Genomic DNA, 13,411 nt, shown 5'->3' on the forward strand with positions numbered 1-13,411 from the left:
CGTCTAGAAGTTGATCATGTGGCCGACCAGGCCGTGGAAGCATTCCTGCAGCGCCTCGGACATGGTGGGGTGGGTGTGCACGTTGCGGGCCAGTTCGGTGGCGGTGAGGTCCCACTTCTGGGCCAGCGTGAGTTCGGGTAGCAGTTCGGACACGTCGTGGCCGACCAGGTGCCCGCCGATCAGCTCGCCGTATTTGGCGTCGGCGATCAGTTTGACGAAGCCGCTCGGGTCACCCACGCCGTGCGCTTTGGCGTTGGCGGTGAATGGGAACTTGGCCACCACCACGTCATAGCCTTCGTCGCGGGCCTGTTCCTCGGTGAGCCCGAAGCTCGCGACATTGGGTTGGCAGAACGTGGCACGCGGCATCATCCGGTAGTCGCCGAGCGCCAATGTCTCTGCGCCGGCAATGGTTTCGGCGGCGACGACGCCCTGGGCCTCGGCCACGTGTGCCAGTTGCAGCTTGCCGGTGACGTCGCCGATGGCGTAGATGTGCGGAGTGCTGGTCTGCATGTAGTCGGTGATGCCGATGGCCTTGCGGTCGGTCAGCTCAACCCCGGCCTTGTCCAGTCCGTAGCCTTCGACGTTGGGGGCAAAACCGATGGCCTGCAACACTTTTTCGGCCTTGAGCTCATCGGACTTGCCGTCCTTGCTGACGCTGACGGTGACCTCCGAGCCGTTGTCTTCGATGGACTCGACCTTGGTGCCCGTGAGGATCTTGACGCCCAACTTCTTGAACTGCTTTTCGATCTCCTTGGACGCATCGGCGTCCTCGTTGGGCAGTGCGCGGGGCAGGAATTCCACGATGGTGACGTCGACGCCATAGTTCTTCAGGACGTAGCCGAACTCCATGCCGATGGCACCGGCTCCGGCGATCACGATCGACTTCGGCAGTTCCCGGGTCAGGATCAACTTCTCGTAGGTGACCACGTTCTCCGAAAGCGAGGTGCCGGGGACCAGCCGGGTGCTGCTGCCGGTGGCGATGATGGCGTTGTCGAAGGTGACCTCTTCGGTTCCGCCGTCGTCGTTGAGCTCGACCGAGATGGTGTTGGCATCGGAGAACCGGCCGTAGCCGTGGATCTCGGTGATCTTGTTCTTCTTCATCAGAAAATGCACGCCGGCGACCCGGCCCTCGGCCACTTTGCGGCTGCGGTCGAACGCTGTGCCGTAGTCGAAAGTCACCTCACCGCTGATGCCGAAAACTTTGGCTTCCTTGGTGAAGATGTGCGACAGTTCGGCGTTGCGTAGCAACGCCTTTGACGGGATGCAGCCGACGTTGAGACAGACGCCACCCCAATATTTCGGCTCGATGATTGCGGTGTTCAACCCGAGCTGTGCGGCGCGAATGGCTGCGACATACCCGCCGGGACCTGCTCCGAGAACGACGACGTCATAATGGGTCACGGCTTTTACCCTAATGGTGGGCGCGAGCGCCGCGAAGCGGGGCGCGGCGGGTCACCATCAGAGCCGCGTGCTGGGCGCGAGCGCCGCGAAGCGGGGCGCGGTGCAGTTAATAGGGCAGGACGCCCATGAGACACGGGGTCGTCGCGCGCTCGCAGTAATAGGAGCCGTACAGGGGTGCGGCCGCGGCGACGGAGGCGAACGGCGCCGACATCACCGCGATCGCCAGCGCGGCGATCAGCGGTTTGGCTTCCACCATCGCCAAGATCAGGCCGGCCACGGTGCAAGCCACCAGGTACACGAACGTCGCGAACACCGGCGGCGTCTTGTCGATGGTGTGGAACCACCAGTAGAACAGGCTCAGCCCGAAGACCGCGGCGAAGAACCACGTGCCGAACAGCACCAACACCAACTTCCACCATTTCAGGTAGAGGTAGCGACCCGGGACCGCGACGGGGCCGGGCGTCTCGGTCCCGGAATCGGACTGCTCCACCACCACTGGCGCGGCCGGCTCGTCTTCTGCCGGCTCGGACTTCTTTGCCGGCTTGTCGAGATCGACCAACGGGAGGAATGGCTGGGAGTCGGTGTCGAAGTCCGGCACGAACGGCACCGAGGGCTCCCCGGCGTCGAACCTGGGGTCGTCGAACTTGGCGTCGAACTTGGCATCGCCGCGGTGTACGGGCACCTCGCCGCTGTCGAAGTCCGGCACGAACGGTTCGGTGCCCGGGTTCGACTCGCGTTCCTGGTCCACCTTCTTCTTAGCCACTGGACATCACCTGCAGCGCGACGAGCATGCCCAGCCAGCCGGGCCCCAGCGCGAGGATCCCGGCGCCCACCATGGTTACCCACCGACGTCCGGAGAACAGGATCACCAGCAGTCCGATCACGCCGGGAAGTCCGACCACCAGCGCGATCGCGAAGTCCGGACGGACCGGGGTATGGATCAGCAACCGAAACGCTACCGCGAGCAGTTGACCGACCGCGCTTCCGACGAGCATGGCCGAAGCCAGCAGCCAAGCACGCGGCAGGGGAATCACGCTGTACGAGCTTACTAACTCAGCGCGGCGGGGTCGGGCAGGTTCCCGGCGCGCCTTGCGAGTCCCAGGTCACAACACGTCGCTTGCGGCAGTTCACTTTCGGTCTCAGCGGACCAGCAAGCACGGCGAGCGTCAGAAGAAGCCGAGCGCCTGATCCGAGTAGGACACCAACATGTTCTTGGTCTGCTGGTAGTGCTCGAGCGCCATCTTGTGACCCTCGCGGCCGAACCCAGATTGCTTGTAACCACCGAACGCGGAATGCGGCGGGTAGACGTGGTAGCAGTTGACCCACACCCGCCCGGCTTTGATTTCGCGCCCGGCGCGGTAAGCCGTGTTGCCGTCGCGGCTCCACACGCCGGCGCCCAGACCGTAGAGGGTGTCGTTGGCGATGCCCATCGCGTCGTCGTAGGTATCAAAGGGCGTCACCGCCACCACGGGACCGAAAATCTCCTCTTGGAAGACGCGCATCTTGTTGTTGCCCGTGACGATGGTCGGCTGCACGTAGAACCCGCCGGACAGATCGCCGCCCAATTCGGAGCGCTCGCCGCCGGTGATCACCTTGGCGCCCTCGCCCTTGCCGATCTCGATGTAGGACAGGATCTTTTCCATCTGATCGTTAGAGGCTTGTGAGCCGATCATGGTCTCGGAGTCCAACGGGTCGCCCTGCCGGACGGCCTTGGTGCGGATGGCGGCCAATTCCAGGAACTCGTCGTGGATGTCGGACTGAATCAGGCTGCGCGACGGACACGTGCACACTTCGCCCTGGTTCAGGGCGAACATGGTGAAGCCCTCCAGCGCCTTGTCCTGGAAGTCGTCGTTGGCGGCCATGACGTCGGAGAAGAAGATGTTGGGGCTCTTCCCGCCGAGTTCCAGGGTGACCGGAATCAGGTTCTGCGAGGCGTATTGCATGATCAGGCGCCCGGTGGTGGTCTCACCGGTGAAAGCGACCTTGGCGATGCGGTTGCTGGAGGCCAGCGGTTTGCCGGCTTCGGTCCCGAAGCCGTTGACGATGTTGACCACTCCGGGCGGCAGCAGGTCACCGATCAGCGACATCAGGTAAAGGATCGAGGCCGGGGTCTGCTCGGCGGGCTTGAGCACGATCGCGTTGCCGGCCGCCAGCGCGGGCGCCAGTTTCCACGCGCCCATCAGGATCGGGAAGTTCCACGGGATGATCTGACCGACGACGCCGAGCGGTTCGTGGAAATGGTAGGCGACGGTGTCTTCGTCGATCTGCGACAGCGCGCCTTCCTGGGCGCGGATGGCGGCGGCGAAGTACCGGAAATGGTCTGCGGCCAGCGGGATGTCGGCTCCGATCGTCTCGCGGACCGGTTTGCCGTTGTCCCACACTTCGGCTACCGCCAGGGCGTGGGTGTGCTCGTCGATGCGGTCGGCGATCTTGTTCAGAATCGCGGCCCGGTCAGCGGGGGAGGTTTTGCCCCACGCCGGTGCCGCTGCGTGCGCCGCATCCAACGCTTTTTCGACGTCGGCTTCGTCCGAGCGCGGGATCTCGCAGAACACCTCCCCGGTCACCGGGGTCGGGTTCTCGAAATAGCGTCCGGCCGCCGGTGCAACCCATTCGCCGCCGATGAAGTTTCCGTACCGCGACTCATACGACATCAATGCCCCGGACGATCCGGGACGTGCGAAGACAGGCATCTGCTCGGCTCCTCGTTAGGTCATGTAATACAGCTCACACTACCTGTGGGACCACAATGTCACCCATGGCACTCACGGCATCTGCGGCTGACGAAGACCCCTACCTGTGGCTCGAAGACGTCACCGGCGACGAGGCGTTGGAGTGGGTGCGGGCACGCAATGAGCCCACCAAGTCGGAGTTCTGCCAGGGCGAGTTCGAGACGATGCGCACCGAGGCGCTGGAGGTACTCGACACCGACGCCCGGATCCCCTACGTGCGCCGTCGCGGCGACTATCTCTACGACTTCTGGCGCGACGCCACCAACCCCCGTGGGTTATGGCGGCGCACCACGCTGGAGAGCTATCGCACCGACGCACCCGAGTGGGATGTGCTGATCGACGTAGACGAGCTCGGGCGCGCGGACGACAAGAACTGGGTGTGGGCCGGCGCCGACGTCATCGAACCCGAACTCACCCGCGCCCTGGTCAGTCTCTCACCGGGCGGTTCGGACGCGGTCGTGGTGCGTGAATTCGACATGGCGACGAGGGAATTCGTGGCGAACGGATTCGAGCTGCCGGAAGCGAAGTCGCAGATCGGCTGGGACGATCCGGACACCGTGCTGGTGGGCACCGACTTCGGACCCGACTCGATGACCGAATCCGGCTATCCCCGAATACTCAAGCGGTGGCGTCGCGGCACACCACTGACCGACGCGGAGACGATCTTCGAAGGGGAACGCACCGATGTCAGCGCGGGGGGCGGCAAAGACCGCACCCCAGGCTTCGAACGCATCTTCGTCGGCCGTTCGGTGGACTTCTGGAACCGGCAGCGCTACGAATTGCGCGGCACAGAACTGATTCCGATCGAGGTGCCCACCGATGTCAGCAGCATGTCGGTGCACCGCGAATGGCTGTTGATCGACCTGCGCACCGACTGGACAGTGGGCACAACGACGTATCGCGCGGGTTCGCTACTGGCCGCCAACTACGACGAATTCCTCAGCGGTGCAAGGAATCTGCACGTAGTATTCGAGCCCGACGAACACACCTGCCTGTACCACTACGCGTGGACCAAGGACCGACTGCTGCTCGTTTCACTGGCCGACGTGGCCAGTCGCGTCGAGATCGTCACGCCGCCCAAACCAGGTGGCGACTGGCGCCGCGAACCCGTCCGGGACCTGCCCGAATCGACCAACACCGTCGTCACCGCCGCCGACGACACCGGCGACGAGTTCTTCCTGGACTCAAGCGGTTTCACCGCACCTTCCCGGCTGCTGCGCGGCACCGGCCCGGGAGCCCTGGAACCGATCAAGTCCGCGCGGTCGTTCTTCGATGCCGAAAACATCTCGGTGGCACAACATTTCGTGGCATCGGCGGACGGTACGTCCATCCCCTACTTCGTCGTGCGTCCCGCCGGAATCGAGGGACCCGGCCCGACACTGCTCTACGGCTACGGCGGCTTCGAGACGTCCAACACGCCGGGTTACAGCGGAGTGCTGGGGCGGCTGTGGCTGGCCCGCGGCGGCACCTACGTGCTGGCCAATATCCGCGGCGGCGGCGAGTACGGCCCGGGTTGGCACACCCAGGCGATGCGAGAGGGCCGGCACAAGGTCGCCGAAGATTTCGCCGCGGTCGCCGACGATCTGGTGGCGCGGGGCATCACCACCGTCGGCCAACTTGGCGCTCAGGGCGGCAGCAACGGCGGATTGCTGATGGGAATCATGCTGACCAAGTACCCGGAGAAGTTCGGGGCACTGGTCTGCAGCGTGCCGCTGTTGGACATGAAGCGCTATCACCTGCTGCTGGCCGGTGCCTCGTGGGTGGCCGAATATGGCGACCCCGACAATCCTGACGACTGGGCGTTCATCTCCGAATACTCGCCCTACCAGAACATTTCGGCGGAACGCAGCTATCCGCCGATCTTGCTGACCACCTCCACCCGCGACGACCGGGTACACCCCGGTCATGCCCGCAAGATGACTGCTGCACTGGAAGCCGCCGGTCACCGGGTCTGGTACTACGAGAACATCGAGGGCGGACACGGCGGTGCGGCCGACAACGAACAGTTGGCGTTCAAGTCGGCGTTGAGCTACTCGTTCCTGTGGCGAATGCTGTCTGCGACGGGTGTTGCCACTTCAAGCTAGGCAGGCAGTTGATCGTTCAGTCGCGACTCGACCTGATCGAGCTCTGCGGCTATGTCGGCATCGGTTTCGCCTAGCACGTCACGCAATTCGGCCAACGCACGCTCGAGCGCGGTGGTGCGCGGATGGTGGTCCAACGTCGCCAGCGTGCGCCGCACCTGCGCCGTCGCAGTGCGCTGGTGCTCGGGCGACAGCGTCGGGATGGACATCGCAAAGACGCTCAGCACCTGGGCGCAGGTCTGGTGCTGGCCGCCGTTGACGGCACCCACCGCAATATTCACCAACGCCGACAACACCTCGGCGACGGTGAGGTCGCGGTATACCAGTGCAAGCCGGTCTGCCTCGGGTACAACTCCCGTCGCGGACTCGCGGGCCCAGGTGGCCAGCAGGGCGTGCAGCCCGTCGATCGTCACCAGGGCCGCTTCGGGATCCCGTTGGGTGGCAGCGGCCCAGCCCATGCTGGAGAGTTGATGCACGCCATAGGACGGCTCGCGGTCGAGTTGCCGTTCCCGGCCACAGCGCAGGGCGTCCATTAGAGCGTCGGCCAACCGCTTGCGTTCCACGTCGCGCTCGGCACGCACTGTGGCCAGCGGCGTTCCGGTGACCAGGTGGGTGCCCAGTCGAACGGTGAACTCGATTTCGGCTTCGTCACCGCTGTCGCGCAGCGCGCGTTCGAGAGCTTTGAAGTCGATGTCGACGAGGTAGCCGGTGCATTCGGCACGCACCGTATCCGCCGGCAGGTGCCCCAGTAACGGTTCTGTCCGGACCCGCCGCAACCACGTGAGCTGCTCGGCGTGGGTGGCGATGGTCAGTTGCACGATTCGTTCCACCACCGACGGGGGACGCAGTTGGTCGAGCACCAGATAACCGAATACGACCAGCCCGATCAGCGCGAGCACGCTGAGAATCAGCGCGGCGACGGTGCTGAACACGGCCGCATCCGGGTCCACCAGTGTCAGCACGACGACGTAGTAGGTCGACAGCCCGGCGAAGTAGCCGAAGAAGGTCTGGTTGACGCGGCGGCGCAGGAACTGCTCCACCACCACCCAGGTGAACACGTCGGACATCCGGTGGACCAGCGTGAGCAGCAAGACGAAAGTGATCGTCATCAAGGTGATCATTCCGGGAGCGACCGTGCGCAGCATCGACTGGTTCTCTTGGGGCGGAGCGATTTTGCCCAGCACCCGCTGCACCGGCTGTAGCCATCCCACATCGGTACCGTCGAGCACCCCGGTGACGACCGAGAGCACGATGAAGCCGACGATGATCATCAGCGGCACGGCCAGAAACTCCTGCAACGCCCGGCGCAACCCGCTCTCGCGCCTGGGACGCGCCCCGCTACTGCGGCCCGTCAGACTCGAAGTTCGACGCATAAGCCCTCGTCACCCCTGTCTCCGCGCGGACGCGTTGCCTTTGGCAAGTACCCGATCGGCGGCGCGGCGAACCAGGCAGGGTGACAGGCTTAACGTCTAGGCCGAGCGAGTTTGGGCACCCTGAGACATATGTCCTCGCAGCTGCCCGGCGTGTTCCAGTCGGTTGCGCCCACCCTCGATCGTTACGGCTACGCAGCGGTGCTGTTGATGGTCGGGCTCGAGGGCGTCGGAATCGTCCTTCCCGGCCAACTGACCCTTGTCGCGGCAGGCATCTTCGCGGGAGCCGGTCATCTGAATCTTGTTCTGGTGCTGATCGCCGGGTTCTTGGCGGCGGTGGTAGGCGACAACACGGGCTACGCCATCGGCCGGTTCGGCGGGCGTGAGCTGGTGCTGCGCTTCGGCCGCTACGTGTTCTTCACCGAGAAGCGGCTCGCCGCGACCGAGCGCTTCTTCGAACGCCGCGGCGAGACGGTAGTGGTGCTGGGTCGGTTCGTCGACGGACTGCGTCAAGCGAGTGGCATCGCCGCCGGTCTGGCCGAGATGGGGTGGCGGCGGTATTCGACCTACAACGCGCTGGGGTCCGCCATCTGGGTTTGCGCCTGGGTCTTGGCGGGCTATCTGGCCGGCAATCACATCGTCGGGCTCTACGCGTGGTTCCAGCACTACGAGAAGTACGTACTGGCAGCACTTGTCGTGGTGGTGGTCGCCGCATTGGCCGGTTGGCTGATCAAACGCCGCGCCAGCCAGCAGGCGGCTTGACACCTGAGTGCGTCGCGGCTTCGCTTCGGCTTATGCCTATCCCCCAGCAGCAGCCCGACTTCGAAACCCTCCTCTACCGCACAGCCGGGCCGGTGGCCACCATCACCCTCAACCGCCCCGAGCAGCTCAACACGATCGTTCCGCCCATGCCCGATGAGATCGAGGCGGCGATCGGGCTGGCCGAACGGGATCATGACATCAAGGTGATTGTGCTGCGGGGCGCCGGCCGGGCCTTTTCCGGCGGTTACGACTTCGGCGGCGGCTTCCAGCACTGGGGCGAGGCCATGATGAGCGACGGTCAGTGGGATCCGGGCAAGGACTTCGCGATGGTCAGCGCCCGCGAGACCGGGCCGACCCAGAAGTTCATGGCCATCTGGCGGGCGTCCAAACCCGTGATTGCCCAGGTGCACGGCTGGTGTGTCGGCGGTGCCAGCGACTATGCCTTGTGCGCCGACTTGGTGATCGCCAGCGAGGATGCCGTGATCGGGACCCCGTACAGCCGCATGTGGGGGGCCTACCTGACCGGCATGTGGCTTTACCGTTTGAGCCTGGCCAAGGTGAAATGGCACTCGCTGACCGGTCGTCCGTTGACCGGCGTGCAGGCCGCCGAAGTCGAGCTGATCAACGAGGCGGTGCCGTTTGACCGGCTGGAGGCTCGGGTCGCTGAGATCGCTGCCGAACTCGCCCAGATCCCGTTGTCGCAGCTGCGCGCGCAGAAGCTGATTGTCAACCAGGCCTACGAGAACATGGGTCTTGCCTCCACCCAACTTCTGGGCGGCATCCTCGACGGGTTGATGCGCAACACCCCCGACGCGCTCGACTTCATCCGGACGGCCGGAACCGACGGCGTGCGGGCCGCCGTCGAGCGCCGAGACGGCCCGTTCGGGGACTACAGCCAGGCTCCGCCAGAGTTACGGCCGAACCCGTCACACGTGATAGTTCCTGATAGCGATGGGTAGTAAGATCGGCTAGGGATTCTGTCCGGCATTGGTCACAACTGCGAAAGTGTTACGGTAATCAATATGTCTCGGTTGAGTAACGCCCTGCGTGCGGGCGCTGTTTTCGTCGCGCTCTTGTTTGCATTCGGCCTGGTGGCCGCCACCTTCCCGGCCGCCGCGAAAGCTGACTCGACCGACGACTTCCCAATTCCGCGCCGACAGATCGCGACCACCTGCGACGCCGAGCAGTACCTCGCGGCCGCCCGTGACACCAGCCCCGTCTACTACCAGCGGTACATGATCGACATGCACAACCGTCCGCCCGCCGTCCAGCAGGGCGCGATCGACCGGATCCACTGGTTCTACTCGCTGAGCCCAGCCGACCGCAGGCAGTACTCCGAAGACACCGCCACGGACGTTTTCTACGAGGGCATGGCCCGTCAGTGGGGCAACTGGGCAAAGATTTTCTTCCACAACAAGGGCGTGGTCGCCAAGGCCACCGACGTCTGCAACGGCTACCCCGCCGGCGACATGTCGGTGTGGGATTGGGTCGGCTGAGCGTCGCTCCGGCTGCCACTCGGACGCGGCAGCTAGCAGATTATTTGAATTTTGTCCGCGGAATGGAGACTAAATTTTCATCCGTTCGGCGCCAGTTTGGCGAAGAGGTCGGACCGATGACCAGCAGATTAGCGACTGCTAGCGCGCAAAAGTACGGTTTTGTTAGGGTGCCATAACCCCCCGACCGCAGATAAATACATGCAATCGGCCCTTGCCGCGGCGGGCCAAATCTACCCATAATGGACCTCCGGCCAGCCAAACATTCGCTGATTGAGCAAAGCGATGGATGCGACTGCGTTCCGGAAGCTGGAGGTCATCGCATGAGCCAAACTACTGGCAACGGGATCCCTGGCACGCTGGCGGCTCTCGACTGGCAGACGATCACCTGTCAATCCGACACCGGCTGCAACAACCGAGCGACCCACATCATCCATCGGCACGCGGTAGATGAATGCAATCGTCCGCACGTCGACCCGTTCGGGAACATCGTCGAGATTCTCTGCATCGCTTGCCTGTGGCGCGCCGAAGCCGAAGTCCTGGTCCAGGTCGGCCAACTCCGGCGTACGTCGGACGCCTACTGCCTGACCTGCGGAGCCCCGGTGTCCGAAGCCAGCGACATCATGCGCGACGTGGTGGACCTATAGAGCCGTCGGCTCAGTAGTGCGGCCGCGCGGCGGCCGGGAATCGATCCGTGTTCGCGGTGTCAGAATCACGCTGTCCGCTCTCCCCCAGCAAGGCACGAACCGCCGGGCGCGGCCCGAACGGTCGAAGCATCTGGCTGGCCGGGCGGGTGCGAACCTGCGTTGGCCACCAGAACCAGCGACCCATCAGCGCCGCCACCGACGGCATCATGAACGAACGCACGATCAAGGTGTCGAACAGCAGACCCAGCCCGATCGTCGTACCGACCTGGCCCATCACGATCAACGGACTGAAGACGAATGACGCCATGGTGGCAGCGAACACCAGGCCCGCAGATGTCACCACCGCGCCCGTGCCCGCCATCGAACGAATGATTCCCGTCTTAAGTCCGGCATGTATTTCTTCCTTGAACCGGGAGACCAGCAACAGGTTGTAGTCCGATCCCACCGCCAATAGCAAGATCACCGACATCGCCAGCACCATCCAGTGCAGTTCGAAGCCCAGGATGTCCTGCCACACCAGCACCGAAAGCCCGAATGAGGCGCCCAACGAGAGCAGCACCGTGCCCACGATGGTGATCGCGGCGACCAGACTTCGGGTGATGATCAGCATGATGATCAGGATCAGGCTCGCTGCGGAGATGCCGGCGATCATCAGGTCGTACTTGGACCCGTCGCGCATATCCTTGTAGACCGCAGCGGTGCCGCCGAGGTAGATCTTGGCGCCCTCCAGGGGAGTCCCCTTGATGGCTTCCTTCGCCGCGTTCTTGATCGGGTCAACATGCGAAATGCCTTCGGGTGTGGCGGGATCGCCCTCGTGGGAGATGATGAACCGCACCGCGTGCCCGTCGGGCGATAGGAACATCTTCAAGCCGCGCTTGAAATCGGGGTTGTCGAAAACTTCCGGCGGGATGTAGAAGGAGTCGTCGTTTCTGGCGGCGTCGAACGCCTGCCCCATGGCCGTGGAATTCTGGCTCATCACGTCCATCTGGTCATACAGCGAAGACATCGAGCTGTGCATCGTCAGCATCATCGTCTTCATCGTCTTCATCGTCTCGATCATCGGCGGCATCTGCGCCAGCATTTGCGGCAACAACACATCGAGCTGGTCGATCTGCTCAGCGAGCTGGTCGATCTTTTCGCTGAGCTGATCGATGCCGTCCAGAGCGTCGAACAGCGACCGCAACGTGTAGCAGACGGGGATGTCGTAGCAGTGTCTTTCCCAGTAGAAGTAGCTTCGGATGGGCCGGAAGAAGTCGTCGAAGTTGGCGATCTGATCGCGCAGCTTGGCGGTGATGTCGTTCATCTCGTTGGTCAGGCCGTCCATCCGGTGGGTGACCGCTGCCATCTGTGAGGTGATGTTGTACATCCGCTGCATCGTGTCGATGGACTGCTGCATCGCGTCGGCCTGCTTGAGCATGTCGTCCATGCGTTTGTGCATGTACTGCTGATTTTCCACCTGCGTGGTGTTCTGCATGCTGATCTGGAACGGAATCGACGTGTGCTCGATCGGCTTGCCCAGCGGGCGCGTAATCGCCTGTACGCGTGCGATACCGGGCAGATGGAAGACTGCCTTGGCGATCCGGTCGATGACCAACATGTCGGCGGGATTGCGCATGTCGTGATCACTTTCGACCAGCAGCAATTCCGGATTCATCCGAGCATTGGAGAAATGCCGTTCGGCGGCGTCGTACCCGACGTTGGCTAGTGTGCTCGCCGGCAGGTACGGGCGGCTGTCGTACTGCGTCTTGTAGCCGGGCAGCGCGAGCAGCCCGATTAGGGCGATGCCGATCGCGACCGCCAGGATTGGGCCGGGCCAGCGCACGATCGCGGTGCCGACCCGCCGCCAGCCTCGGGTACGCATCGCGCGCTTGGGGTCGAAGAGGTGGAAACGGCTACGGCTGCCCACGGCCAATATGGCCGGACCGAGGGTGAGCGCGGCGAGGACGGCAACAAGCATGCCCACGGCGCAAGGCACACCGAGTGATTGGAAATAGGGCAGCCTGGTGAAGCTTAGGCAATACATCGCCCCGGCGATGGTCAATCCGGACCCGAGCACCACGTGCGCGGTGCCGTGAAACATGGTGTAAAAGGCCGTTTCTCGATCCTCGCCGAGGGTTCGCGCCTCCTGGTACCGACCGAGGACAAAGATCGCGTAGTCGGTTCCGGCTGCGATGGCCATCAATACCAGCAGGTTCACCGCGAACGTCGACAGCCCGATGATGTCGTTATGAGCCAGTAGCGCCACCACCTGCCGGGCCGCCATCAGCTCGATGATCACCATGACCAGCGTGATGAACACCGTGATAATGGATCGGTAGACCCACAACAGCATCACGATGATCACGACAAAGGTGATGAGGGTGACCGTGATGACGCCTTTTTCGCCGGCGGACGACTGGTCGGCGTTGAGTGCGGCCGCACCGGTGACATAAACGTGCAGTCCGGCCGGCGGGTGGGTCTCGTCGACGAGCTGGCGAATCGCTTTGACGGACTCGTTGGCTTTGGTTTCGCCCTGATTGCCGACCAGGTAGACCTGCACGTAGGCGGATTTGCCGTCGGTACTTTGGGATCCGGCCGCCGTGAGGGGATCACCCCAGAAGTCTTGGACGTGTTCGACGTGCTTGTGGTCCGCCTCGAGTTTCTTGATCAACTGGTCGTAGTAATGGTGCGCGTCGTCACCCAGTGGGTTGTCGCCCTCCAGCACGATCATGATCGAGCTGTCGGAGTGGAACTCGTTGAAGACCTTGCCCACGCGCATCATCGCCTGCATCGATGCCGCCTCTTTGGGGCTCATCGACACCGTATGTTCCTTGCCGACGACGTCGAGCGACGGGACAAAAATGCTGAGCACCACGATGAGCCCGACCCAGGCCAGCACGATCAAGCCGGCGAACTTGTACACCGCGTGGGCGAAACGCGGACTCGTCG

Annotated in this window: 11 protein-coding genes; 5 read left to right on the top strand and 6 right to left on the bottom strand. The window is 63.7% G+C overall.

The features are described from left to right. Window positions 1–3: 3 nt before the first annotated feature. From lpdA to exaC, 4 genes are all read right to left on the bottom strand, one after another. Window positions 4–1,401 carry a dihydrolipoyl dehydrogenase gene (gene lpdA / locus A5634_RS14150; protein ID WP_065144669.1) on the bottom strand — a complete coding sequence of 466 codons (1,398 nt, stop codon included), beginning with the start codon at window positions 1,399–1,401 and terminating at the stop codon, window positions 4–6. 106 nt (window positions 1,402–1,507) lie between these two features. Continuing rightward, window positions 1,508–2,008, bottom strand: coding sequence for a hypothetical protein (locus A5634_RS14155; protein ID WP_065144726.1), 501 nt, complete (start codon window positions 2,006–2,008; stop codon window positions 1,508–1,510). 148 nt (window positions 2,009–2,156) lie between these two features. Next, window positions 2,157–2,435, bottom strand: a complete 279-nt coding sequence (locus A5634_RS14160) for a putative holin (protein WP_065144670.1) — start codon at window positions 2,433–2,435, stop codon at window positions 2,157–2,159. A gap of 132 nt (window positions 2,436–2,567) precedes the next feature. Beyond that, complete coding sequence (gene exaC, locus A5634_RS14165; protein ID WP_065144671.1) at window positions 2,568–4,091, bottom strand: acetaldehyde dehydrogenase ExaC; 1,524 nt, start codon at window positions 4,089–4,091, stop codon at window positions 2,568–2,570. A gap of 65 nt (window positions 4,092–4,156) precedes the next feature. On the opposite strand from exaC, the gene A5634_RS14170 reads away from it, so the two are divergent. Beyond that, on the top strand, window positions 4,157–6,214 hold the full coding sequence (locus A5634_RS14170; protein WP_253861622.1) for a prolyl oligopeptidase family serine peptidase: 2,058 nt from the start codon (window positions 4,157–4,159) through the stop codon (window positions 6,212–6,214). Here the strand turns inward: A5634_RS14170 and A5634_RS14175 are convergent. Further along, window positions 6,211–7,584 carry a DUF2254 family protein gene (locus tag A5634_RS14175; protein ID WP_081290418.1) on the bottom strand — a complete coding sequence of 458 codons (1,374 nt, stop codon included), beginning with the start codon at window positions 7,582–7,584 and terminating at the stop codon, window positions 6,211–6,213. The two genes, A5634_RS14170 and A5634_RS14175, sit on opposite strands and share 4 nt — an antisense overlap. 129 nt (window positions 7,585–7,713) lie before the next feature. Here A5634_RS14175 and A5634_RS14180 point away from each other — a divergent pair, with 129 nt between their 5' ends. From A5634_RS14180 to A5634_RS14195, 4 genes are all read left to right on the top strand, one after another. Continuing rightward, window positions 7,714–8,343, top strand: a complete 630-nt coding sequence (locus A5634_RS14180) for a DedA family protein (RefSeq protein ID WP_065144674.1) — start codon at window positions 7,714–7,716, stop codon at window positions 8,341–8,343. Window positions 8,344–8,375: 32 nt separating this feature from the next. Next, a complete protein-coding gene (locus tag A5634_RS14185) occupies window positions 8,376–9,302 on the top strand; it encodes a crotonase/enoyl-CoA hydratase family protein (RefSeq protein WP_065144675.1) in 927 nt (308 codons plus the stop codon). 63 nt (window positions 9,303–9,365) lie between these two features. Next, on the top strand, window positions 9,366–9,839 hold the full coding sequence (locus tag A5634_RS14190) for a DUF5078 domain-containing protein (protein ID WP_065144676.1): 474 nt from the start codon (window positions 9,366–9,368) through the stop codon (window positions 9,837–9,839). A gap of 320 nt (window positions 9,840–10,159) precedes the next feature. Further along, the gene (locus tag A5634_RS14195) at window positions 10,160–10,483 is read left to right on the top strand and encodes a hypothetical protein (RefSeq protein ID WP_065144727.1); all 324 of its coding nucleotides are present in this window, start codon (window positions 10,160–10,162) and stop codon (window positions 10,481–10,483) included. Window positions 10,484–10,493: 10 nt separating this feature from the next. On the opposite strand, the gene A5634_RS14200 is transcribed toward A5634_RS14195, so the two are convergent. Next, the gene (locus tag A5634_RS14200; protein WP_065144728.1) at window positions 10,494–13,385 is read right to left on the bottom strand and encodes an RND family transporter; all 2,892 of its coding nucleotides are present in this window, start codon (window positions 13,383–13,385) and stop codon (window positions 10,494–10,496) included. Window positions 13,386–13,411 lie beyond the last annotated feature (26 nt).

Origin of the sequence: Mycobacterium asiaticum (assembly GCF_001673365.1) — a bacterium.
Classification (GTDB): domain Bacteria; phylum Actinomycetota; class Actinomycetes; order Mycobacteriales; family Mycobacteriaceae; genus Mycobacterium; species Mycobacterium asiaticum_A.